The 23,930-nt window shown below is 71.6% G+C and carries 22 protein-coding genes; 20 read left to right on the top strand and 2 right to left on the bottom strand.

The features are described 5' to 3' along the window. Nucleotides 1–12: 12 nt before the first annotated feature. A complete protein-coding gene (locus QFW80_RS06955; protein ID WP_280600839.1) occupies nucleotides 13–2,088 on the bottom strand; it encodes a 3-hydroxyacyl-CoA dehydrogenase NAD-binding domain-containing protein in 2,076 nt (691 codons plus the stop codon). A gap of 225 nt (nucleotides 2,089–2,313) precedes the next feature. On the opposite strand from QFW80_RS06955, the gene rpoE reads away from it, so the two are divergent. From rpoE to recO, 10 genes are all read left to right on the top strand, one after another. Then, a complete protein-coding gene (gene rpoE, locus QFW80_RS06950; RefSeq protein ID WP_280600837.1) occupies nucleotides 2,314–2,928 on the top strand; it encodes an RNA polymerase sigma factor RpoE in 615 nt (204 codons plus the stop codon). Beyond that, nucleotides 2,925–3,899 carry a sigma-E factor negative regulatory protein gene (locus tag QFW80_RS06945; protein WP_280600835.1) on the top strand — a complete coding sequence of 325 codons (975 nt, stop codon included), beginning with the start codon at nucleotides 2,925–2,927 and terminating at the stop codon, nucleotides 3,897–3,899. The genes rpoE and QFW80_RS06945 overlap by 4 nt, the downstream gene beginning before the upstream one ends. Before the next feature lie 104 nt (nucleotides 3,900–4,003). Continuing rightward, the gene (locus QFW80_RS06940) at nucleotides 4,004–5,548 is read left to right on the top strand and encodes a Do family serine endopeptidase (RefSeq protein ID WP_425603514.1); all 1,545 of its coding nucleotides are present in this window, start codon (nucleotides 4,004–4,006) and stop codon (nucleotides 5,546–5,548) included. Nucleotides 5,549–5,769: 221 nt separating this feature from the next. Next, nucleotides 5,770–7,563, top strand: coding sequence for a translation elongation factor 4 (gene lepA / locus QFW80_RS06935; protein WP_280601368.1), 1,794 nt, complete (start codon nucleotides 5,770–5,772; stop codon nucleotides 7,561–7,563). 16 nt (nucleotides 7,564–7,579) lie between these two features. After that, nucleotides 7,580–8,374 (top strand): signal peptidase I, encoded by a 795-nt coding sequence (gene lepB, locus QFW80_RS06930; RefSeq protein ID WP_280601367.1) that lies wholly within the window; start codon nucleotides 7,580–7,582, stop codon nucleotides 8,372–8,374. Nucleotides 8,375–8,434: 60 nt separating this feature from the next. Further along, nucleotides 8,435–8,824 (top strand): DUF4845 domain-containing protein, encoded by a 390-nt coding sequence (locus tag QFW80_RS06925; protein WP_280600834.1) that lies wholly within the window; start codon nucleotides 8,435–8,437, stop codon nucleotides 8,822–8,824. Continuing rightward, entirely contained in the window at nucleotides 8,808–9,488 is a 681-nt protein-coding gene (gene rnc, locus QFW80_RS06920) for a ribonuclease III (RefSeq protein WP_280600833.1), read from the top strand. The genes QFW80_RS06925 and rnc overlap by 17 nt, the downstream gene beginning before the upstream one ends. A 47-nt stretch (nucleotides 9,489–9,535) precedes the next feature. After that, nucleotides 9,536–10,459 (top strand): GTPase Era, encoded by a 924-nt coding sequence (gene era / locus QFW80_RS06915; RefSeq protein ID WP_280600832.1) that lies wholly within the window; start codon nucleotides 9,536–9,538, stop codon nucleotides 10,457–10,459. 24 nt (nucleotides 10,460–10,483) lie between these two features. Then, complete coding sequence (locus QFW80_RS06910; RefSeq protein WP_280600830.1) at nucleotides 10,484–10,915, top strand: GFA family protein; 432 nt, start codon at nucleotides 10,484–10,486, stop codon at nucleotides 10,913–10,915. Nucleotide 10,916: 1 nt separating this feature from the next. Beyond that, entirely contained in the window at nucleotides 10,917–11,675 is a 759-nt protein-coding gene (gene recO, locus QFW80_RS06905; protein ID WP_280600828.1) for a DNA repair protein RecO, read from the top strand. Here recO and QFW80_RS06900 read toward each other — a convergent pair. Beyond that, nucleotides 11,651–12,370 carry an Hpt domain-containing response regulator gene (locus QFW80_RS06900; protein WP_280600826.1) on the bottom strand — a complete coding sequence of 240 codons (720 nt, stop codon included), beginning with the start codon at nucleotides 12,368–12,370 and terminating at the stop codon, nucleotides 11,651–11,653. The two genes, recO and QFW80_RS06900, sit on opposite strands and share 25 nt — an antisense overlap. 34 nt (nucleotides 12,371–12,404) lie before the next feature. Between QFW80_RS06900 and QFW80_RS06895 the strand changes: the two genes are divergently transcribed. From QFW80_RS06895 to QFW80_RS06850, 10 genes are all read left to right on the top strand, one after another. Beyond that, nucleotides 12,405–14,420 (top strand): hypothetical protein, encoded by a 2,016-nt coding sequence (locus tag QFW80_RS06895; protein WP_280600824.1) that lies wholly within the window; start codon nucleotides 12,405–12,407, stop codon nucleotides 14,418–14,420. 59 nt (nucleotides 14,421–14,479) lie between these two features. Beyond that, nucleotides 14,480–15,079 (top strand): YdbL family probable chaperone protein, encoded by a 600-nt coding sequence (locus QFW80_RS06890; RefSeq protein ID WP_280600823.1) that lies wholly within the window; start codon nucleotides 14,480–14,482, stop codon nucleotides 15,077–15,079. Between the two features lie 315 nt (nucleotides 15,080–15,394). After that, nucleotides 15,395–16,726 (top strand): 23S rRNA (uracil(1939)-C(5))-methyltransferase RlmD, encoded by a 1,332-nt coding sequence (gene rlmD, locus QFW80_RS06885; protein ID WP_280600821.1) that lies wholly within the window; start codon nucleotides 15,395–15,397, stop codon nucleotides 16,724–16,726. Nucleotides 16,727–16,849: 123 nt separating this feature from the next. Next, entirely contained in the window at nucleotides 16,850–17,353 is a 504-nt protein-coding gene (locus QFW80_RS06880; RefSeq protein ID WP_280600819.1) for a CYTH domain-containing protein, read from the top strand. Nucleotides 17,354–17,545: 192 nt separating this feature from the next. Next, nucleotides 17,546–18,553, top strand: a complete 1,008-nt coding sequence (gene nagZ, locus QFW80_RS06875; protein WP_280600818.1) for a beta-N-acetylhexosaminidase — start codon at nucleotides 17,546–17,548, stop codon at nucleotides 18,551–18,553. Continuing rightward, nucleotides 18,550–19,110 (top strand): hypoxanthine-guanine phosphoribosyltransferase, encoded by a 561-nt coding sequence (locus QFW80_RS06870; protein ID WP_280600816.1) that lies wholly within the window; start codon nucleotides 18,550–18,552, stop codon nucleotides 19,108–19,110. Before nagZ ends, QFW80_RS06870 begins: the two co-directional genes overlap by 4 nt. Nucleotides 19,111–19,176: 66 nt before the next feature. After that, entirely contained in the window at nucleotides 19,177–19,935 is a 759-nt protein-coding gene (locus QFW80_RS06865; protein WP_280600814.1) for an S-methyl-5'-thioinosine phosphorylase, read from the top strand. 98 nt (nucleotides 19,936–20,033) lie between these two features. Further along, a complete protein-coding gene (locus QFW80_RS06860) occupies nucleotides 20,034–20,240 on the top strand; it encodes a cold-shock protein (RefSeq protein WP_280579239.1) in 207 nt (68 codons plus the stop codon). Nucleotides 20,241–20,306: 66 nt separating this feature from the next. After that, nucleotides 20,307–21,563, top strand: coding sequence for an FAD-dependent oxidoreductase (locus QFW80_RS06855; protein ID WP_280600812.1), 1,257 nt, complete (start codon nucleotides 20,307–20,309; stop codon nucleotides 21,561–21,563). Next, nucleotides 21,560–23,182, top strand: coding sequence for an isovaleryl-CoA dehydrogenase (locus QFW80_RS06850; protein WP_280600811.1), 1,623 nt, complete (start codon nucleotides 21,560–21,562; stop codon nucleotides 23,180–23,182). The genes QFW80_RS06855 and QFW80_RS06850 overlap by 4 nt, the downstream gene beginning before the upstream one ends. Nucleotides 23,183–23,930: the final 748 nt, after the last annotated feature.

Raw genomic sequence — 23,930 nt, 5'->3', positions numbered from 1 at the left:
CGCCGCCGGCGTTCACGCCGGGCCGGCGGCCGACGGCCGCAGCGCCGGATTGTCCCAGCCCGCGCGCGGCGCGAAGCGGTCGCCGTAGCGCGCCTGCAGCGCCTTCAGGCGTTCGAGCAGCGCGTCGGCACCGGTCTCGCGGATGGTCTGGATCGGGCCGCCGCGGAACGGCGCGTAGCCGGTGCCGAAGATCACGCCGGCATCGAGCAGGTCCGCGTCCTCGACCACGCCATCGTGCAGCGCGGCGACGGCCTCATTGAGCAGCGGCAGGACCAGGCGGTCCTCGAGATCGTCGGGTGCGACGTAGTCCTTCGGCACCTCGGGCTTCTTGGCCTTGCCGTCCTCCCAGGCGTACAGGCCCTGGCCGTCCTTCTTGCCGCGCTTGCCGGCCTCCGGCGGCTGCGACAGCGCCGGCGGGATCTGCAGGCCGAGGAACGGGGCCAGCTCCTGGCCCACGCCGTAGGCGACGTCCAGGCCCACGGTGTCGATCAGCTCGATCGGCCCCATCGGCATGCCGTACTTCACCGCCGCTTTGTCGATCGCCGCGCCGGGAATGCCTTCCGAGTACGCCAGCGCGGCCTCGAGCATGTACGGAAACAGCAGGCGGTTGACCAGGAAACCCGGCGTCCCGGCGACCGGCACCGGCAGCTTGTCGATCGCCTTGCAGAAGGCGGCCAGCCGCTGCTCGGTCGAGGCGTCCATTGCGTCGTGGCGCACGATCTCCACCAGCGGCATCAGCGCCACCGGGTTGAAGTAGTGCAGGCCGGCGAACTGCGCCGGCCGCGCAAGCTGCCCGCGCAGCTCGTCCAGCGGGATCGAGGAGGTGTTGGTGGCCAGCAGGGCGCCGGGCGGCATGCGCGGTTCGACGCCGGCATACAGTTCGCGCTTGGCCTCGGCATCCTCGATGATCGCCTCGATCACCAGGTCGGCCGCGGCCACGCCTTCGCCGGCGAGGTCCGGGCGCAGGCGCGCGGCGACTTCAGGCCGCTTCGCCTCGTCCTTGACCTTCTTCGCGAACAGTTCCTGCGCGCGCGCGATCGCCTTGTCGATGTAGGGCTGCTCGCGGTCCTGCAGGGTCACGGTGAAGCCCTTGTAGGCCGACCAGGCCGCGATGTCGCCGCCCATCACCCCGGCCCCGACCACGTGCACGCGCTCGATCCCGTGCGGCGTCTTCCCGCCCAGCCCCTTGAGCCGTTCCTGCAGGAAGAACACCCGGGTGAGGTTGCGCGCGGTCGGCGTGCCGGCGAGCCTGACCACCGACCTGCGCTCGGCCGCCAGCCGCGCCTGCACGCCGCCGCCGCTGCGGCGCCAGGTCTCGATCAGCGCGTAGGGCGCGGGGTAGTGTTCCTTGCGCGCCTTGCGCGCGACCTGCTTGACCAGCATCGGCGCCAGCGCCTGCCGCACCGGCCAGGTGTTGGTGATCCAGCCCAGGAAGCGCTGCTTGAACGGCCGTTCGCGGCCTTCGAGGGCGAGCTTCGCGGCCTCGTCCACCAGCAGCGCCGGTTCGACCACCTTGTCGACCAGGCCGATCGCCCGCGCGGACGCCGCCGACAGCGTGCGTCCGGTGAGCATCACGTCCATCGCCGCCGGCGCCCCGACCAGGCGCGGCAGGCGCACGCTGCCGCCCCAGCCCGGATAGATGCCCAGCTTCACCTCGGGCAAGCCGATCCGCGTGGACGGGTCACTGCTGGCCACGCGGTAGTCGCAGGCCAGCGAGACCTCGGTGCCGCCGCCCATGCAGAAGCCGTGGATCGCGGAAACCGTGGGGCAGGGCAGCTCGGCCAGGCGCTGGAACGCCTGCTGGCCCCGGCGGATCGAATCGCCGATGGTGCCCTTGCGGTCGAACTCGGCGAATTCGCGGATGTCGGCCCCGGCGATGAAGCCCTTCTGCTTGGCCGAGCGCAGCACCAGCCCCCTGGGCGGATCCAGCGCCAGCCGCTCCAGCAGCGCCTCGAGTTCGATCAGCACGTCCTGGCCGAAGGTGTTGACCGACTCGCCTTCGCGGTCGAACGACAGCACCAGGACGCCGTCCGGGCGCAGCTCGACCTGCCAGTGGCTGAAGCGCAGTCCATCGAGGCCAGCGATCATGCGGGACCATCCGTTAGGGTATGGGAAGCCCTTTATGATCCAGAGGATGTTTCGCCGCAGTCAAATCGGCGGCGCGGGGCGCGTGCCGCCGGGTGCGCGACGCCCGGCTTGCGCGCGGCGGGGGGCATCCCCAGATCCGGCTGATACGGGGGCGGAACTTCCGCTCCTGCCCGAGGTCACAGCTGCCGGTCGCCAAGGCCGGGCGAGTCAGGAGCGCCAGGCCCCATGGCCGAGATCGACACCCAACAACTGGACCTCGAACTGGTCAGGCGCGTGCAGCGCGGCGACAGCGCGGCCTTCGACCTGCTGGTGCGCAAGTACCAGCACCGGATCGCGGCGCTGATCGGGCGCTACGTGCACGACTGGAGCGAGGTGCAGGACGTCGCCCAGGAAACCTTCATCCGTGCCTATCGCGCGATCGGCAATTTCCGCGGCGACGCCCAGTTCTACACCTGGCTGCACCGGATCGCCGTGAACACCGCCAAGAACCACCTCGTCGCCGGCAACCGCCGCCCGCCGGGCGCGCATATCGATGTCGACGACGCCGAACAGTTCGACGCCGGCATCCGGCTGCGCGACGGCGATACCCCGGAACGTGAACTGATGCGGCAGCAGCTGGAACAAACCGTCATGCGCGCGGTCGAAGCCCTGCCCGAGGAATTGCGGCTGGCGATCACGCTGCGCGAGGTCGACGGCCTGAGCTACGAAGAGATCGCCCAGCGCATGGACTGCCCGATCGGTACGGTGCGCTCGCGCATCTTCCGGGCGCGCGAGGCGATCGACCACGAGATGAAACCCCTGTTGGACAGCGACACACGAGCGGAGCGCGCGGCACGATGACCCACGTCGACGACAACGAGTTCCTGCAGATCGGACCGGACCCGGACAAGCTGTTCGTGTATCACCGGCAGCAGCTGTCGGCGATGCTCGACGGCGAGCTGTCTCCGGACGAAGCCAGGTTCATGCTGCGGCGCCTGCAGCACGACACCACCCTGGCCTCGTGCTGGGAACGCTGGCAGGTGTGCGGCGACGTGCTGCGCGGCCAGCGCAACGACCTGCTGCCCCGCGACTTCGCCGAGCGCGTGGCGCTGTCGCTGGCCGGCGGCGCGACGCTGGTCGCCGATCCCGGGGTTCCGGCGCGCGAACGCCGCCCGCGCATCGCACGCTGGGGCGGCGGCGCGGCGATCGCGGCATCGGTCGCGCTGCTAGCCGTATTCGCCAGCCGCCAGCTGCCCGAACCGGGTGGCGTGCCCGCGGGCGACCGCGCGCCGCTGGTGGCGGAAGCCGGGTCCGTGCCTGCGGCGCCGGCCGTTCCCGTCCCCGCGCCCTCGGCGGTCGACGCGGCGCGCCTGGCGCAGGCGGAGGAGCGCGGTGGCGCGCCCGAAGCCGCCACCGCGCTTGCGGCCGCGGCGCTCGCGGTCGCCGAAACCCCGCGCCGGTCCGCCGAGCGGCGGACGCGTTCCCAGCCCGAGGCCGTGGCCCGCGTGCAGCAGGCGCGCCGCCGCCAGGCGGAGAGGCCGGATTCGCGGTCGCCGACGGCCCTGGCCGCGAATGCCGCGCCGGTGCTGATCGATCTGCCGGAGGCCGTCGCGGTGGATCGCGATCCCTTCGCGATGCCGCCGGCGGCCACCGCGCGGCCCTGGCCCCGGTCGCTGTTGCCGGCGGCCGGCGCCTATACCGTGGCCGGCGGCGCCCTGGCGCCGCGCGAGCCCGCGTTCGAGCCGTTCCGGCCGGCGCCGGCCCAGACCGTCACCCAGTGGCCGCTGGCCGGAGCGGCCACGCAGGCGCCGGATCCGGCACCACAGCCCTGATCGCGCGCGGCGACGGCCCCGGGCGCGCGCATGCGTGCCGCCGGCGACGTGTCCGACTGCATTCCCGTTGATTGAACCGAGAGTCCGTTCCGATGAAAACGCCGGTGTCCGCCTTCGTCCTGATCCTGCTCGCGTCCGCCGCCACGACCGCGGTGGTGCTGCCGATCGCGACCGCCCAGCCTTCGCCCGACGGCGTCGCCGCCGCGCCGCTTGCCGGCCAGGCGACCGCGGTGCCGGCGCAGCCGCTGGTCAGCGGGTTGCCGGACTTCACCCGCCTGGTCGAGCAGGTCGGGCCGGCGGTGGTCAAGATCGACACCACGATGGGCGGGCGCTCCGCGGCGCGCGGCGCGCAGTCGCCGGATGACGCCTTCCCCGGCGACGAACAGATCCCCGAGATCTTCCGGCGCTTCTTCGGCCCCGGCTTCCAGATGCCCGGTCCGGGCGGCCAGGGGCCGGCGCCGCGCGGACGCGCGATGGGCACCGGGTTCCTCATTTCCGAAGACGGTTACGTATTGACCAATCACCACGTCATCGACCGCGCCGACGAGGTCAAGGTCACGCTCAGCAACCTGCGCGAGTACACCGCCAAGGTGGTCGGCAGCGACGAGCGGTCCGACGTGGCCCTGCTCAAGATCGACGGCAAGGGCCTGCCGGTGCTGCGCACGGCCAACGGCTCGGCGGTCAAGCCCGGGCAGTGGGCGGTGGCGATCGGCTCGCCCTTCGGCCTGGAGCAGTCGGTGACCGCGGGCATCGTCAGCGCGGTCGGGCGCAGCAACCCGTACGCCAACCAGCAGTACGTGCCCTTCATCCAGACCGACGTCGCGATCAACCAGGGCAATTCCGGTGGTCCGCTGCTCAACACCGCCGGCGAGGTGATCGGGATCAACTCGCAGATCTTCAGCAACTCCGGCGGCTACATGGGCGTGAGCTTCGCGATCCCGATCGACGTGGCGATGAACGTGGTGGAACAGCTGAAGCAGACTGGTCGCGTCCAGCGCGGACAGCTCGGCGTGCAGTTCCAGGCCACCGGCATCACCTCCGAGCAGGCGCGCGGCTTCGGCCTGCCCGACACCCTCGGGGCGCTGGTGAGCGAGGTCGTGCCGGGCAGCCCGGCGGAGAAGGCCGGGATCGAGCCGGGCGACGTGATCCGCAGCGCGGACGGGGTGGCCATCCGCCAGCCCAGCGACCTGCCGCCGATCGTCGGCAACAAGGTGCCGGGCACGAAGATGCGGATCGGCGTGTTCCGCGAGGGCCGCGAACGCACCTTCGACGTGACCCTGAGCGAGCTCGACGACAGCGCGGTGGCCGGCGGTCCGGCGCCGCGACCGGGTGCACCCTCCAATGGTGGCGGCACGGGCGCCAACGTCCTCGGCCTGGCCACCCAGGACCTGACCGACGCGCAGCGGCGGCAGCTGGGGCTGGATGCGCGCGAAGGCGTGGGCATCGCGCGGGTCGAGGGCCTGGCGGCGCGCGAAGCCGGCCTGGCCCCGGGCGACGTGATCCTGCGCGTCGGCCGCACGCCGGTGGGCAGCGCGGCCGCGCTCGAGCGCGAACTGCGCAGTGTGGAGCTGGGCGAGACGGTGATGCTGTTGGTGCGCAGCCGCGCCGGCGGCAGCCGCTTCGTCGCGATCACGCCGGGCGAGGAATAGCCGGCGTCCGTCGCCGCCGCGCGCATTGCGTGGCGGCGTGCCGGCCGCCGCGTGCACCGGTCGGACGCGGCAGGGTACGTCCCCGTCCCTCGCATCGCCCACGCGCGCGGCGCCGTGGGCGGGACCGGCCACCCGCTGGACCACGGGCGGGCGCGACCCTATGCGATAATCCCGCGTTGTCCCGACGATTCCGCGGCCGCCGCCTCCCCATGTCCGACCCGATGCGGCTGATCCGCAACTTCTCCATCATCGCCCACGTCGACCACGGCAAGTCGACGCTGGCCGATCGCATCATCCAGCTCTGCGGCGGGCTGCAGGCGCGCGAGATGGAGGCGCAGGTGCTCGATTCGAATCCGATCGAGCGCGAGCGCGGGATCACGATCAAGGCCCAGTCGGTCTCGCTGCCGTACACGGCCGCCGACGGCCAGACCTACCAGCTCAACTTCATCGACACCCCCGGGCATGTCGACTTCAGCTACGAGGTCTCGCGCTCGCTGGCCGCGTGCGAGGGCGCTCTGCTGGTGGTGGATGCCGCCCAGGGCGTGGAGGCGCAGTCGGTCGCCAACTGCTACACCGCGGTCGAGCAGGGGCTGGAAGTGGTGCCGGTGCTCAACAAGATCGACCTGCCGACCGCCGACATCGACAAGGCCAAGGCCGAGATCGAGGCGGTGATCGGCATCGACGCCGAGGACGCCATCGCCGTGAGCGCCAAGACCGGGCTCAACGTTGAGCAGGTGCTGGAGGCGATCGTGCACCGCATCCCGCCGCCGCAGCCGCGCGACACCGACAAGCTGCAGGCGCTGATCATCGACTCGTGGTTCGACAACTACCTGGGCGTGGTCTCGCTGGTGCGCGTGATGCAGGGCGAGATCCGGCCCAAGGGCAAGATCCTCGTGATGTCGACCGGCCGCACCCACGAGGTCGACAAGGTCGGCGTGTTCACCCCCAAGCGCAAGGAGCTGGCCAAACTCGGCGCGGGCGAAGTGGGCTGGATCACCGCCTCGATCAAGGACGTGCACGGCGCCCCGGTGGGCGACACGCTCACCCTGTCCGCCGATCCGGCGCCGAAGCCGCTGCCGGGCTTCCAGGAAATGCAGCCGCGCGTGTTCGCGGGCCTGTTCCCGGTCAATGCCGAGGACTACCCGGACCTGCGCGAAGCGCTGGACAAGCTGCGCCTCAACGACGCCGCGCTGCGCTTCGAGCCCGAGAGTTCCGAGGCGATGGGCTTCGGCTTCCGCTGCGGCTTCCTCGGCATGCTGCACATGGAGATCGTGCAGGAGCGGCTCGAGCGCGAGTACGACCTGGACCTGATCAGCACCGCGCCGACCGTGGTCTACGAGGTGCTGCGCACCGACGGCGAGGTGATGCCGCTCGACAATCCGGCCAAGCTGCCGCCGGTGAACCAGATCCAGGAAGTGCGCGAGCCGATCATCCGCGCCAACATCCTCACCCCCGAGGCCTACATCGGCGCGATCATCAAGCTGTGCGAGGACAAGCGCGGCGTGCAGATCGGCATCCAGTACCTCGCCAGCCAGGTGCAGATCAGCTACGAGCTGCCGATGGCCGAGGTGGTGCTGGACTTCTTCGACAAGCTCAAGTCCGTCAGCCGCGGCTACGCGTCGCTGGACTACCAGTTCCTGCGCTTCGATGCCGGCCCGTTCGTTCGCGTGGACACCCTGATCAACGGCGACAAGGTCGACGCGCTGTCGATCATCGTCCACCGCAGCCACGCCGATCGCCGCGGTCGCGAGCTGACCGAGAAGATGAAGGAACTGATCCCGCGGCAGCAGTTCGACGTTGCGATCCAGGCCGCGATCGGCTCCCAGGTCATCGCCCGCACCACGGTCAAGGCGCTGCGCAAGAACGTGCTCGCCAAGTGCTACGGCGGCGACATCAGCCGCAAGAAGAAGCTCCTGGAGAAGCAGAAGGAAGGCAAGAAGCGGATGAAGCAGGTGGGCCGGGTGGAGATCCCGCAGGAAGCGTTCCTGGCGGTGCTGCAGGTGGACAACAAGTAGGGGATGGCGTGACATGATGAAATGGTTCGAGGTCGCGCTGGTCGTCCTGACCTTCGCCACGGGCATCACCTGGCTGCTCGACCGGATGCTGTTCGCCAAGCGCCGCGCCGCGCGCGCCGGACTGATCGACGAGAAGGAGCCGGTGGTCGTCGACTACGCGCGCGCCTTCTTCCCGGTGCTGTTCTTCGTCCTGGTCCTGCGCAGCTTCATCGCCGAACCGTTCCGCATTCCCTCCAGCTCGATGATGCCGACCCTGCTGATCGGCGATTTCATCCTGGTCAACAAGTTCACCTACGGCATCCGCCTGCCGATCAACAACCACAAGGTGATCGAACTGGGCGAGCCCCGGCGCGGCGACGTGGTGGTGTTCCGACCGCCGCACCATCCCGACCAGGACTGGATCAAGCGCGTGGTGGGCCTGCCCGGCGACGTGGTCGCCTACCGCGACAACACCGTCTACGTGAACGGCGAGCCGTTCGAGTACGCTCAGGCGCGACGCTACCAGGGCGTGGGCCGCGGCAGCGACATGACTGGCGCCGAACTGGTGCAGGAAACCATGCCGGGGGGAAGCCACCTGGTGCTGGAGACCATGCGGCCGGGCGGGTTCGACCCCGGCGAGGGCGAATGGCGCGTGCCCGAGGGCGAGTATTTCGTGATGGGCGACAACCGCGACCGCAGCGACGACAGCCGGTTTTGGGGTACGCTGCCGGAGAGCCAGCTGCGGGGCAAGGCGTTCCTGGTCTGGATGAACCTCGACTCGAGCGCGCCTGGCTGGGTCGACTGGAGCCGGATCGGCCGCAGCATTCCGTAGGCCGGCACACGGGGCGCCGGCGCGACCGGCGGCAAGGGCATCAACCGGGGGAATCGAGGCATGAACACGCGTCGCAAGCAGGGCGGCATCACGCTGTTGGGGTTCATCATCGTCGCAGGCGTAGCCGGCTTCTTCGTCTTCATCGGCATCAAGCTGTTCCCGATGTATTCCGAGTACTACGCGGTCAAGTCCGCGCTCAAGGGTCTGGCCGCCGAGCCCGGCGTTGGCAGCTATTCGCCTGGCCGGATCCAGGAACTGTTCTTCCGTCGGCTCAACATCAGCTACTCCTCCCACGTGAAGAAGGAACACGTCAAGATCCAGCGCGTGGGGGAAGCCTGGCAGATGGAAGTGACGTACGAGGTGCGCGAACCGCTGGTAGCGAACCTCGATGCAGTCGGCCGTTTCCATGCGACCCAGACGCTGTCCGGTAGCGGTGCCAGCGCCGACTGATCCGGCGACGGCCGCCTTCGCCGGCCACGTCTTCGCCGCGCCGGCGCTGCTGGCGCAGGCGCTGACCCACCGCAGTGCGGGGGCGCCGCACAACGAACGGCTGGAATTCCTCGGCGACGCGGTGCTCGGCGTGATCGTGGCCGAGGCGCTCTACGCGCGCTGGCCGAAGGCCGACGAGGGCTCGCTGACGCGCGCCCGCGCCGAGCTGGTGCGTGAGTCGTCGCTGGCGGGAGTGGCGCGCCGGCTGGAGATCGGACCTCGCCTGGTGCTGGGCCCGGGCGAGATGAAGTCCGGCGGGCACCGGCGCGACTCGATCCTGTCCGACGCGCTGGAGGCGATCATCGGCGCGATCTACCTCGATGCCGGGTTCGATGCCTGCCGCCGGGTCGTGCTGCCCTGGTTCGAGGAGGCGGTGTCCGCGGTGCCGGCGGGCAAGGTCGGCAAGGATGCCAAGACCCGCCTGCAGGAATGGCTGCAAGGGCGGCAGAAGCCGCTGCCGCAATACGTGCTGCAGCAGGAGTCGGGTGAGGAACACGCCCGGGTGTTCGTGGTCCGCTGCGTCGTGTCCGACCCGCCGCTCGCGGGCGAGGGCGAGGGCGGCTCCCGGCGCGCCGCCGAGCAGCTGGCCGCGGAGGTCGTGCTGGGACAGCTGCCGGGCGCCTGAGTCCGGGCGGATTTGCCCCGCCGCATCCGGACGCGGACAATCCGCCCATGAACGCTTCTTCGCACCACGCAGGCCACGTGGCCGTCATCGGCCGGCCCAATGTCGGCAAGTCCACCCTGGTCAACGCACTGGTCGGCGCGAAGCTCAGCATCGTCTCCAACCGGCCGCAGACCACGCGCCACCGGCTGCTCGGGATCGCCACCGTGCCCGGCGGGCAGCTGGTGCTGGTGGATACGCCGGGGCTGCATCGCGAAGGCGGCAAGCGCGCCTCGACCGCGCTCAACCGCGTGCTCAACCGCGCCGCGCGCGGCGCGATGGAAGGCGTGGACGCGGCCGCGTTGGTGGTGGAGGCGGGCCGCTGGGACGACGAGGACACGCTCGCCTACGAGGCCCTGCGCGAGAGCGGGCTGCCGGTGGTGCTGGTGGTGAACCAGGTCGACCGCATCGCCGACAAGGCCAGCCTGCTGCCGTACCTGCAGCGCGCCAGCGAGGGCCGCAGCTTTGCGGCCGTGCATCCGGTCTCGGCGCTCAAGCGCCAGGGACTGGAGCCGCTGGTGGCCTCGCTGCTTGCGCTGCTGCCGGAACAGCCGCCGCTGTACGGCGAGGACGAGCTGACCGATCGCAGCCAGCGCTTCCTCGCCGGCGAGCTGGTGCGCGAACAGCTCATGCGCCAGCTTGGCGCGGAACTGCCGTACGCCACGACGGTCGAGATCGAGTCCTTCACCGAGGAGCCTTCGCCAAAGGCCGGCGTGATGTACCGCATCGGCGCGGTGATCTGGGTCGAGCGCGAAGGTCAGAAGGCGATCGTGATCGGCAAGGGCGGCACCCGGCTGCGCGACATCGGCAAGCGGGCGCGCGAGCGCATGGAGCAGCTGTTCGACGCCAAGGTCTTCCTGCAGACCTGGGTCCGCGTGCGCGAGGGCTGGTCCGACGACGAGTCGGCGCTGCGCACGCTGGGCTATGGCGACTGACCCGTCGATTCCGGAGCATCAACCATGCAAGAAGACGCCAGGACGACCCTGCACGGCCACTGCCTGTGCGGCAAGGTGCGGCTGCAGGTGCAGCCGGAGGCGCTGCACGCCGACGCCTGCCACTGCGGGATGTGCCGGCGCTGGGGCGGCGGGCCCTTCCTGTCGCTGGGCTGCGGCGCGCAGCTGCGGTTCGAGCGCGGCGAGGACGCGGTCGCGCTGTTCGATTCCTCCGAATGGGGACAGCGCGGTTTCTGCACGCACTGCGGCAGCCACCTGTTCTACCGGCTGCGCGCGCAGGGCACGTACTACGTCTCGGCAGGCCTGTTCGGCGAGGTGGAGGGGCTGCGCCTGGAGAGCGAGATCTTCATCGACCGCAAGCCCGCCTGGTACGCCTTCGCCAACCCGACCCGGAAGATGACCGAGGCCGAGGTCATCGCCGCCTTCGCGTCCGGCTGAAATGCGCTACGCGGGGGAAGCCGGTTACGTGCTCCACGCGCGTCCCTGGCGCGAGACGGGCCTGCTGGTCGACCTGCTGAGCGAATCGCAGGGACGCCTCGGGCTGATCGCGCGCGGCGTGCGCGGCCCGCGCAGACAGGCTCAGTTCGCCGCGCTGCAGCCGCTGCAGCACGTCCGGATCGAGGCCGTGCAGCGCGGGGAGCTGGCCTACCTCTCTTCAGTGGAGGCGCTCGACGCACCGCCACCGCTCGGTGGCCACGCGAGCCTCGCGGCGTTCTACGTCAACGAACTGCTGCTGCGGCTAGCGCCGCGGCAGGATCCGCACTCGCAGCTCTACGGCCTCTACGGGCAGGTGCGCGCGCGCCTGGGCGACGCGAGCGGCCTGGCGTGGACGTTGCGACGTTTCGAGCGCGACCTGCTCGAGGCGCTTGGCTTCGGGTTCGATCTGCGCGTGGACGGCGACGGCGTCGACATCGATCCCGCCGCCCGCTACCGCCTCGAGGCCGAGCACGGGCCGCGTCGGGTCCTGGGCGAACGCATCGGCGAATCGCGGGGGCGCTACGCCACCGGGCGTGCGCTGCTGGCGCTGGGGGACGACATCCGCCCCGATGCCGCGGACCTGGAGAGCCTGCGGCATGCGATGCGCGATGTGATCGGCCAGCATGTCGGCCAGCGCGGGCTGAAGAGCTGGCAGCTGGCGGCCGACCTCGGCCGCCTGTCGGCCCGCAGGGCGGATCAGGGTGGCGACAGCGTCGCCTGAGCGGCGTCGACGAACGCATCCAGCGCCGCGGCCGATCCCGGTTGCGCGTGCAGGCGGGTCGCGGCTGTCAGCAGCCGCTCGGCGCCGACGAAGCCACAGCTTGCCTGCAGGCGGTGCAAAGCGGCACGCAACGCATCGCTGTCGGCACGGCGCGCCGCCTGTGCGACGGCATCGCGGCTCGCGGGCAGTTCGTCGAGGAACAGGCCGCGCAGCGCTGCAACGTTGGCCGCGCTGCCGCCCAGCGCCGCCAGCGCCTTCGCGTCGTTCCAGACCGGCGGTTGCGCGTCGATCGAATACGCGGCAGCGGCCTCCGCGGTGGCGTTCGCATCGCCGCCATCGTCCAGCACCCGCCGCAGGGCGGCCGCCCAGGCCTGGGCTGACAGCGGTTTGGCGAGGGTCGCCACGAATCCTGCGGCCCGCAACGCGGCGTGTTCGTCGGGATCGTGCGAGGCGGTATGCGCCACCGCAGGAGTGCGGAGGCCGCGCGTACGCAGCGACTGCAGCAGGGCGGTGCCGCTGCCATCGGGCAGGTTGGCGTCGAACAGCCAGAGCGAGTGGGGCTGCACGATAGCCAGTGCGATCGCCTGCGCCATGTCGCACGCCGCGTCCACCTCGGCCGGCAGCGCCTGCGTGGCCGCGAGCAGGAATGCGCGGCTGGTGGGGTCGTCCTCGACCAGCAGGATCCTCGGGTTCATCGTCGCCTCCTTGCCGACCGGATATCCTCGGCCGATGCCTGCGCGCATCTTAACGCTGTTGCTGCTGGCGCTCTGCGCGTGCACGGCGCAGGCGCGCACCGCGACCGCGCGTATCGACACCGTGCGCGCCGCGGGCGCCGAGCTGCACGGCGTCACCGTGCGCCTGTCGTGGCCCGCGGGCGCGGCGCAAGGCGAACTCCGGGTGGAGGCGGCGCGCATCGAGGCGGACGCGCTGGGCTACCGGTTCCGCGATGTCGGGTGGACCTGCCCGCTGGCGTCGACGGGGCCCACGGACTGGACCTGCGATGGCGTGCTGAACGCCGCGGGCGCGGGCCGCATGCGGCTCGCGGTGGACCTGTCGAGCGCCCGTACCGATGCGCGGCTCACGCGGGGCGATGCGCGCATCGCGCTCGCGCGCACCGCTGCAGCGCCCGATGCCACCCGCCTGGACCTGGCGCGGGTGCCGCTGGCATGGGCGCAGGCGCTGCTTGCCCGCGGCTGGTCCGCCGGCCGCCTCGGGGCGGGCACCGCCGATGGCCGGGTGACGCTGCACACGGCCACCGGCAAGCCGCTGCGCGTGGAGGGAGAGCTCGCGATCCGCGCAATGGCGCTGGAATCGGCCGACGCCAGCGTCGCCGTCGGCGATCTCGACGGCCGCATCGCATTCGACGCGCGGATCCCCGACGCCGGCGCGATGCGGGTCGATGTCGACGCCGAACTGCACGATGGCGAGATCCTGTTCGGCAACACCTATCTGGCGCTCGACGGGAAACCGCTGCAGTTTGCGCTCGACGCCCGCCAGGCACCGGGCGGCGGCTGGGCGATCCCACGCCTGCAGTGGCGCGACGGCGCCACGCTGGCCGCCGACGGCAGCGCCGCGCTCGGTGCCGACGGCGCGGTGCGCGAGCTGGCGCTGGAGGCGCGCAGCACGGCGCTGGAGGCGCTGCCGGCGCGCTACCTCTCCGGCTGGCTCGGCCTGGCGGGGCTCGGCGAGCTGGCCCTGTCGGGCGCGGCGACGGTCCGGGTCGATCTCGCGCAGGGCGCGCTGCGCAGGCTCGACGCGACGCTCGACGGCGTCGACCTGACCGATGCGGCGGACCGCTTCCGCATCGACGGCCTCGCCGGGGACCTGCGCGTGGCGACCGGTGCGAGCGTGGACAGCGAACTGCGCTGGCGGTCCGGGGCCCTGTACGGACTCGACTTCGGTGCGATCCGCCTTCCCATGCGCAGCGCCGAGGGCGGGCTGCGGCTGCGCGAACCCGCGGCCCTGGCGATGCTCGGCGGGCAGGTGCGGCTGCTGGCGTTCGCGCTGCAGCCGCCCGCTGCCGACACCGGCGTGCGGCTGGCCTTCGGTCTGGAACTCGACGCGCTGGAACTCGGCCAGCTGACCTCGGCGCTGGGCTGGCCGGCGCTGGGCGGCACGCTGTCCGGGCGCATCCCGAGCGCGCGCTACGCCGACGAGCGCCTGGACTTCGACGGTGGCCTGGCGGTGCAGGTGTTCGGCGGCCGCGTCGATGTCGGTGCGCTGTCGATGGAGCGGCCGTTCGGGGTCGCGCCGACGCTGTCGGCCGACCTCGCGCTGCACGATCTCGACCTGCTCGGCATCACCGGTGCGTTCGACTTCGGCAGCATCACCGGGCGCCTGCACGGACGCATCGACGGCCTGCGCCTGGTCGACTGGACCGCCACCGCGTTCGATGCCGAGCTGCACACCGAACCCGCGCGCGGCGTGCGTCAGCGCATCAGCCAGCGCGCGGTGCAGGATATTTCCAGCGTCGGCGACGCCTCGCTCGTTAGCAGCCTGCAGGGACGCCTGATCGCGCTGTTCGACGACTTCGGCTACCGGCGCATCGGCATCGGCTGCCGGCTGGCGAACGAGGTGTGCCGGATGTCGGGCCTGCATTCAGCGGGCGATGGCTTTACTATCGTCGAAGGCGCGGGCGTGCCCAAGCTGCAGGTGGTCGGGTTCAACCGCAACGTCGACTGGCCGACGCTGGTGGAACGCCTCGCCGCCGTGGCCACCGGCGATGTCGCGCCGGTGGTGGACTGACCACATGCGTTACGACGGCCGCAGATCCGCGACCGCACTGCCAACAACGGGAGCCTGACATGCGTCGCCTGCTGGGAATGCCGATCCTGCTCGCGCTGTGCGCGTGCGTCACCATCAATGTCTACTTTCCCGCCGCCGAGGCGCGCGAAGCCGCGCGCGAGTTCGTCGAGAACGTGATCGGCGACGACGGCCAGGCCGCGCCGCCCCCGGCGGACACACCGCCGCCCGGCGGCGGAATGGCGCTGCGCGTGCCGCGTTTCGATCCCTGGATGCTGGTGGGCATCGGCAGCGCCCAGGCGCAATCCTCGCCCGACATCACCATCCGCACGCCTGCGATCCAGGCGATCCGTTCGCGCATGGAATCGCGCTTCAACAGCGCCCTGCGCCCGCACTTCGATTCAGGCGCGCTGGGCTTCGCCGGCGACGGCACGATCGTGGTGCGCGACGCGTCCAAGCTGGCGATCAAGGACCGGGTCGCGGTCAACGCCGCGGTCGCCGACGACAACCGCGACCGCAACGCCGTCTACCGCGAGATCGCGGTCGCCAACGGCCATCCCGAATGGGAGTCGCAGATTCGCGACGTGTTCGCGCGCCAGTGGATCGCCAGCGCGCGCCCGGGCTGGTGGTACCAGCAGGGCGGGACCTGGAAGCAGAAGTAGGTCGACTCGCGGCGCGGAGCGACCTGCCTGCGGCAGGGCAGCCGGACGTCCGGGAGCATCCGGTCGTCCTGCGGGACAGCCCGATCGCACGGGCTTGCGTCGACGGCGCCCACACCTGGGCACGCGCGCAGCTGCTGCCGCGATCGTGCGCCGCTCGTGATGCGCGGGGCTTCGCAGGACTTGGGAAGGATGGACGGCATTCCGGCCTCGTACCGTAGCCGACGCCGCCGACCTCGGGGGGGCTGGCGCGCGGGGTACGCGACCGTGGACCCGGGTCTGCGACAATGCGCGGCCCTGCATGCCGCCTGATTCCACGTGGCCCGGATCGACCAGACCCCGTTCGAACTCGACATCCTCGACCTGAGCCACGACGGCCGCGGCGTCGCGCGCCGCGATGGCGGCAAGGCCGTGTTCGTCGCCGGCGCGCTGCCGGGCGAACGCGTGACCGCGCGGCAGACTGCGCGCTCGCGCCACTTCGACGAGGCCGTCGCGCTGGACGTGCTGCGCGCATCCCCGGACCGGGTGACGCCGCGCTGCCCGCACTTCGGGACCTGCGGCGGCTGCGCGCTGCAGCATCTCGACGAATCGGTGCAGATCCTCGCCAAGCAGCGCGTGCTGCTGGAAAACTTCGAGCGTATCGGCCACGTTTCGCCCGGAGCGGTGCTGCCGCCGCTGACCGGCGGGGCCTGGTACTACCGGCGCAAAGGCCGCTTCTCGGTGAGGCGGGTGGAGAAGAAGGACCGCACCCTGGTCGGCTTCCGCGAGCGCGACCCGCGCTTCGTCGCCGAGCTGCACGAATGCCATACCGTGGTGCCGCAGGTCGGCACGCTGATCCCGGCCCTGTCGCAGCTCGTGGACGGGATGGAGGCGCGGCGCGCGATTCCGCAGATCGAGTTCATCGTCGGCGACGCGACCGGGACGTTCGACGGGCTCGCGCTGGTCTTCCGCCACCTGCAGCCCCTGGGCGAGGGCGATCTGGCGGCGCTGCGCGCGTTCGGAGAGCGGCACCGGGTGGCGATGTACCTGCAGCCGGGTGGCGTGGATACGGTGCGGCCGCTGTGGCCGGAGGCCCCGTCGCTGTCGTTCCGACTCGCGGAGTGGGACGTGTCGCTGGCGTTCCGGCCGCTCGATTTCATCCAGGTCAACGGGCCCATCAACGCGCTGATGATCGCGCGCGCGTTCGAGCTGCTCGATCTGCAGCCCGCCGACCGCGTGCTCGACCTGTTCTGCGGCCTGGGCAACTTCACCCTGCCGATGGCGCGCCGCGTGGCCGCGGTGGTCGGGGTGGAGGGCGATGCGGGTCTGGTGGCGCGGGCGAAGGAGAACGCCGCGCGCAACGACCTGGCCAACGCGACCTTCCATGCCGCCGACCTGACCCAGGACCAGCGCGGCACGGCGTGGATGCGGCAGGGCTTCGACAAGCTGCTACTCGACCCGCCGCGCTCGGGCGCGATCGACGTGTTGCGCCAGCTGCCGCTGGATGTGTTCGGCCGCATCGTCTACGTCAGCTGCCATCCGGCCTCGCTGGCGCGCGACGCGGGCTATCTGGTCAACGAGCGCGGATGGCGGCTGGCGAGTGCGGGGGTGATGGACATGTTCCCCCAGACCGCGCACGTGGAGAGCATCGCGCTGTTCGAGCGCGCGTAGCGCAGGGACGCGCGCGATCGCGCGGCCAACGCGCATCCGCACGGCGCCTGCGGCGACCCTCGCCGAACGCGCGGGCGCGTCCTCCGGCTACCATCCGCATTCCTGCCGGACGAGCCTGCCGCGATGGCCATCGAGATCGAACGCAAGTTCCTGGTGACCGGTACCGCCTGGCGCGAGGCCGCGCACGCGGTGGTGCCGATGGCGCAGGGATACCTCAATGACCTGGCCGCGCTGGATGCGGGCGGGCAGAAGGCCTCGGTCCGCGTGCGCATCCAGGGCGATCGCGCGTTCCTCAACCTGAAGTCGCGCGAACGCGGCGCCAGCCGGCAGGAGTTCGACTATCCGATCCCGGTGGAGGATGCGCGCGCACTGCTCGCGCTGTGCGTGGGCGGGGTGATCGACAAGCGCCGCCACCTGGTGCACCACGCCGGCAAGCTGTGGGAGGTGGACGAGTTCCTGGGCGACAACGCCGGGCTGGTGGTCGCGGAGATCGAGCTCGACCATGTCGACGAATCGTTCGCGCTGCCGCCGTGGGCGGGTCGCGAGGTGACCGACGACGTGCGCTACTACAACCTGGCGCTGGCCTCGCATCCGTTCGCCGCGTGGCGCCAGGAAGAGCGCGGTTGAGCGCGGCGGTGGGCGTGGCGCGGCGTCATCGCGGGCCGTGACGGCCGCAGCCGATCCGGGGCCGGATGCGCACGGGTCGACATTCGTGAACGGCCGCGCGGCCCGCGACACGGCCCAACGGCCATCGCGCCCCCCGCGCCGCCCCTTCTGCGACAATGACCGCCGCGCATCCGCGCGTACAGGAGCCCCCGGATGTTGGTGATCGGCATCGCCGGAACACAACTTGCCGCGCAGGAGCGCGAGTGGCTGCAGAACGACGCCTGCGCCGGCGTGATCCTGTTCAAGCGCAACTTCGCTTCGCGCGCGCAGGTGATGGACCTGTGCGCCGCGATCCGTGCCGCCGCGCCGCGACCGGTGCTGATCTGCGTGGACCAGGAGGGCGGCCGGGTGCAGCGTTTCCAGGACGGCTTCACCGAGCTGCCCTCGCTGGACGGGTTCGGCCGGCTGTACGCGCAGGACCGCGAGGCCGCGCTCGAACTGGCCCAGTCACACGCCTGGCTGATGGCCAGCGAGATCCGCGCCACCGGCGTGGACCTGAGTTTCGCGCCCGTGGTCGATGTCGGCCACGGCAACCTCGCCATCGGCGACCGCGCGTTCTCGGACGATCCCCAGGTGGTGGCCGACTTCACTCGCGCCTATGTGCGCGGCATGCACGCGGTGGGCATGGCCGCCACGCTCAAGCACTTCCCCGGCCACGGCACGGTGCGCGAGGACACGCATGTCGACAATGCGGTCGACGACCGCCCGCTCGAGGCGATCCGCGCCCACGACCTGGTGCCGTTCGTGGCCGGCATCGAAGCCGGTGCCGACGCGGTGATGCTGGCGCACGTGGTGTATCCGCAGGTCGCGCCCGAGCCGGCCGGCTATTCGCCGTTCTGGATCAATACCATCCTGCGCGGAGAACTGGGCTTCCGCGGCGTGGTGTTCTCCGACGACATCGGCATGGCCGCCGCGTTCTCGGCAGGCGGCATCAAGGCGCGCGTCGACGCCCACCTGGACGCCGGCTGCGACGTGGTGCTGGTCTGCCATCCGGAACTGGTCGAGGAATCGCTGGCCGCGGTAGAGCACCGCAAGCTCAACACCATGGCCCTGGTCGGGCTGCTCGGTCGCGGCGGGCTCGGCTGGGACGGGCTGCTGGCCGACGCGCGCTACGAAGGCACCCGCGACCGGCTGGCCGCGCGCCTGGGGCAGACGGCATGACCACCCCCCGCCTGGCCGACGTGCTCGACAGCGCCGAGCTGATCCACGATCGCGACACGCTGGAGGATGCGATCGAGGAGATGGCCGACGCGATCCGCGACGACTACGCCGGCGACGAGCGGCCGCCGCTGTTCATCACCGTGCTGCACGGCGGGCTGCCGTTCGCGGCGCAGCTGGCGTTCGCCCTGGGCGAGCGGGGCATCGATCTCGAGTTCGACTACCTGCACGCCACCCGCTACCGCGGCAACACCACCGGCTCCGGCCTGGCGTGGCTGCATCGCCCGGCCACGCCGATGCGCGGCCGCCGGGTACTGCTGGCCGACGACATCCTCGACGAGGGCCACACGCTCAAGGCCGTGAAGTACTGGTGCGAGGACCAGGGCGCGATCGACGTGCGGGTGGCGGTGCTGGCGACCAAGGACCACGACCGCTGCGTCGAGGGCATCTGCGCCGACTATGTCGGCGTGTCGGTGCCCGACCGCTACGTGTTCGGCTACGGCATGGATTTCCACGAACAGGGCCGCAACCTGCCGGGCATCTACGCGCTGGGCGAGTAGCGTCCGCGCGGCCCTGGCGCGTGCGGCGCTATGCTTGGCGGCCACGTCCCGTCGACCGCGATCCGCATGACTTCCGATTCCATCGACCTCGCCGTGATCGGCGGCACCGGCCTGTACGCGCTCGCCGAACTGCGGGACGTGCAGTCCCACCAGCCGGACACGCGCTATGGCGCGCCGTCCGGGCCGGTGCGCGTCGGCACGCTCGACGGCCGGCGCGTGGCCTTCCTAGCGCGCCATGGCGAGGGCCACTCGGTACCGCCGCACAAGGTGAACTACCGCGCCAACCTCGCCGCGCTGCAGGCGCTGGGCGCGACCCGGGTGCTGGCGCTCAATACCGTCGGCGGCATCGGCGCCCGCTTCGGTCCGCGGGTGCTCGCGTGCCCGGACCAGCTGATCGACTACACCTGGGGCCGCATTTCCACCCTGTGCGAGGAACCGGGCACCGAGGTGCTGCACGTGGACTTCGGCGATCCGTACACCCCGGCGCTGCGCAGGCAGCTGCTGGAGGCTGCGGCGAAGCGCGGCATCGACCTGGTCGACGGCGGCGTCTACGGCGCGACCCAGGGGCCGCGCCTGGAGACGAAGGCCGAGATCGCGCGCATGCGCCGCGACGGCTGCGACCTGGTCGGCATGACCGGCATGCCGGAGGCCGGGCTCGCGCGCGAGCTCGGGCTGGAGTACGCCTGCCTGGCGATCGTCGCCAACTGGGCCGCCGGCGCCGGACCCGATCCGGACGAGCAGATCACGCTCGAGGACGTGCTGGCCAACGTCGCCGCGGCGTCGGCGGGGATCCCGGCGCTGGTGTCGGCGCTGCTGGACGGGTGATTGCAACGGTCCGGCCGGCTTTGCATACTCGGCCTGTCCGGCCTGGCGCCTTGCACGGCCACCCGGGCGCCACCAGCCATCACGAGGTTCGACGAGTCATGCAATACGGCACAGTGAAGTGGTTCAACGACGCCAAGGGGTTCGGGTTCATCGCGCCGGAAGACGGCAGCGCCGATGTGTTCGTCCATTACTCGGCCATCGACGCCAAGGGCTTCCGCAGCCTGCAGGAAGGCCAGCGTGTCCAGTACGAAGTCACCCAGGGTCCCAAGGGTGCGCAGGCGGCAGGGGTGCAGCCGGTCGTCTGAGATGACGACGGCGAGATTTTCCGGCCCCGCCCTGGCGGGGCTTTTTTCTGTGCGGCGCCGGCCGGCATGAGGCGCAGGCGCGTCGCCATCGTCGGCTACGGCAGCGCCGGGCAGTGCGCGGCGGTGCTGCTCGCGCGCGACGGACATGCGGTGGAGGTGTTCGAACGCGTACCGCGGCCGGGCCCGATCGGGGCCGGCTTCCTGCTTCAGCCGAGCGGCCTGCAGGTGCTGTGGCGCATGGGCCTGCTCGAGGCCGTGATGCGGCACGGTGCGCCGGTCGGCCGGCTGTTCGGCGACACGCCCTGCGGCCGCGCGGTGATGGACATGCGCTACGCGGGGCTGGACCGGCGCCTGTCGGGCATCGGCCTGCAGCGCGGGGCGCTGTTCTCCATCCTCGCCTCGGCCTACGACGGACACGCCGACGTGCGTGCCGGCACCAGCGTCGTCGGCCTGGAAGACGACGGGCGCACGCTGGTCGACGCGGAGGGAACGCGCCACGGCGGCTTCGACCTGGTGGTGGTGGCGGACGGTGCGGCGTCGCTGCTGCGCGGCCAGGTCGGTCGCGTGCGGCTCGACCAGCCGTACCCGTGGGGCGCGCTGTGGTGCCTGCTGGCCGCGGGCGCGTGGCCGCACCTGGGCGAGCTGAGGCAGCGGTACGTGTCGGCCCGCAAGATGATCGGGCTGTTGCCGGTGGGCACCCGCCCGGGCGACGACACTGCGCGGCTGAGCTTCTTCTGGAGCCTGCCGACCGCGGGCTTCGACGCCTGGCACGACGCGGGCCTGCCGGCGTGGAAACGCGAGGTGCTGTCGCTGTGGCCGGAGCTCGGGCCGCTGCTTGCGGACGTGACCGAACCGGCGCAGCTCGCGCGGGCGCGCTATCGCGACAGCGTGGTGACGCACTGGCATCGCGGGCACGCGGTGCTCGTCGGCGACGCCGCGCACGCGATGAGTCCGCAGCTCGGACAAGGCGTGAACATGGCCCTGATGGATGCGTGGGCGCTGTGCGAGGCGCTGCGCACAGGCGATGCGATCGCGCCCGCGCTGGAGCGGTTCCAGCGCGAGCGGCGCCGCCACGTCGCGATCTACCAGCAGTGGAGCCGCTGGCTGACGCCGATGTTCCAGTCCGAGCGCGACCTCGTCGCCCGCCTGCGCGACCTGGCCCTGCTGCCCGCGGGCCGGCTGCCGCCGGGCAGAACGCATATGCTGCGGGTGCTGAGCGGCACCCAGCAGGGCCTGTTCGGACGGATCGCGCTCGAGGACGCCTTCGTCGACGCGCTGGCCGATGGCCTGCGGCGCCGTGCCGAACCCAGGAGCGCGCCATGACCGGATTCGCCACCCATCTCGTCGACAACCAGCCGCCCCCGTTCGGCGCGCACGACCTGTGGCAGGGCGACGCCGTGCTGCGCGAGGCGGTGGCGCGCGAGGGCGCGTCGCACGCGGCGGCACGTATCGCTGCCTACGGCGCCCTGGCCGGCGGCGAACTGCTGGCGCTGTCGCACGATGCCCACCGCGACCGGCCCCGACTGCGCACGCACGATCCCTCGGGCGAGCGCCTGGACGCGGTCGAGTTCCACCCGCACTACCACCGGATCATGGACGCGGCCATCGCGCACGGCGTCGCGGGCCTGTCCTGGGCCGAGCCCGTGCCGGGCGCGCATGTCGCGCGCGCCGCGCTCAGCTACCTGCACTACCAGGCCGAGCCGGGCAGCAGCTGTCCGCTCACCATGACTCATGCCGCGGTGCCAGTGCTCGCGCGCGAGCCGGCGTTGCACGAATGGGTGCGGAAGGTGGCGGCCTGCCGCTACGACGCGCGCGACCTGCCGATGGCGGAGAAGCATGGCGTCACCCTCGGCATGGGCATGACCGAGAAGCAGGGCGGCAGCGACGTGCGCGCCAACGCCACCATCGCGACGCCGCTGGCCGGCGGCGACGGGTATCTGCTGCGCGGCCACAAGTGGTTCTTCTCCGCGCCCATGAGCGACGGCTTCCTGGTGCTGGCGCAGGCGCCGGGCGGGCTGACCTGCTTCCTGCTGCCGCGGCGGCTGCCGGACGGCGATCGCAACGGCTTCCGCCTGATGCGGCTCAAGGACAAGCTGGGCGACTGGAGCAATGCCTCGTCCGAAGTGGAGTTCGACCAGGCGCACGCGTGGCGCGTGGGCGCGGAGGGGCGCGGCATCGCCACCATCCTGGAGATGGTGATGCTCACCCGGCTGGACTGCATGCTCGGTTCGGCGGGCCTGATGCGCATGGCGCTGTCGCAGGCGCTGCATCATTGCCGCCACCGCCGCGCGTTCGGCAAGGCGCTGATCGACCAGCCGCTGATGCGCAACGTGCTGGCCGATCTCGCGGTCGAGGCGGAGGCCGCGCTGGCGGTGTCGATGCGGGTGGCGCGCGCGGTGGACGCGGCGCCGCGGGATCCACGCGAGGCCGCATTCGCGCGCATCGCGACCGCGATCGGCAAGTTCCACGTCTGCAAGCGTGCGCCTGGGTTCGTCAACGAGGCGCAGGAATGCCTGGGCGGCGCGGGCTACGTGGAGGAGTCGCTGCTGCCGCGGCTGTACCGGCAGGCGCCGCTGAATTCGATCTGGGAAGGCAGCGGCAACATCCAGTGCCTGGACGTGCTGCGTGCGCTGTCGCGCGAGCCCGAGGCGGGCGCGGCGCTGCTGGCCGAACTCGAATCGGTATCGGGTCGCGACGGTGACTTCGACGCTGCGTTTGCGGGATTGCGGGAGATGCTCGCCGCCGCGCCTGCGGAAGCGGGTGCACGGCGACTGGTGGAGGCGATGGCGCAGTTGCTGCAGGCGGCGGTGCTGTTGCGCGCGGGCAGCCCGGTGGCGGCGGTATTCTGCCGCAGCCGACTCGGCGGGCGTGGCGGCGCGTATGGAACGCTGCCGCCGGAAACGCCGTTCGATACGCTGCTGGCGCGCGCGCTTGGCGATTGACTGACGTACTGGTGCGGGTGTGCCAGCGGGGCCGGGATGGCGTGGCGACCTGAAAGGCTCGCGGCGACCGGCGGGATTGCTCCGCGAATGTCCCCCGGCCTGCGCCTTGGCGCAGGCCTCCTCCCTGAGTTCGCTGCGCAATCCCACCGGCCGCCGCAAGTACAGGCTTCGTGGTGAATTCTCGGGTCGGTGCCGCCGGATGGAGTGGCGATCGGGGGGTTCGCGGCAACCGGCGGGATTGCTCCGCGAATGTCCCCCGGCCTGCGCCGTAGCGCAGGCCTCCTCCTTGAGTTCGCTGCGCAATCCCACCGGCCGCCGCGAGGACGGGCTTCGTCATGAATCCTCGGGGCGGTGCTTCCGGATGGAGCGGCGATCTGGGGGCTCGCGGCGACCGACGGGATTGCTCCGCGAATGTCCCCCGGCCTGCGCCTTGGCGCAGGCCTCCTCCTTGAGTTCGCTGCGCAATCCCACCGACCGCCGCGAGGACGGGCTTCGTCATGAATCCTCGGGCGGTGCTTCCGGATGGAGCGGCGACCTGAGGGCTCGCGGCGACCGTTGGCCTTGCTCCGCTGATGTCCCCCCGCCTGCGCCCAGGCGCAGACCTACCTTGCGTTCGCTGCGCAATTCCACGCTCCGGCGAGGACGGATTTCTTCCTCGATCCTCGATGGTTCTTCTCGACCGCGTTGCGCGTGGTGCTCGCGACAGGCGGTTCGTGCAGCCGCCCCGGTGCATGTGGGGCGGGTGCGG

It is taken from the genome of Luteimonas rhizosphaericola (genome assembly GCF_029888045.1).
GTDB lineage: Bacteria > Pseudomonadota > Gammaproteobacteria > Xanthomonadales > Xanthomonadaceae > Luteimonas > Luteimonas rhizosphaericola.
Note: the sequence above shows the minus strand (reverse complement) of the source record. Positions and strands in the feature narration are given on the sequence as shown.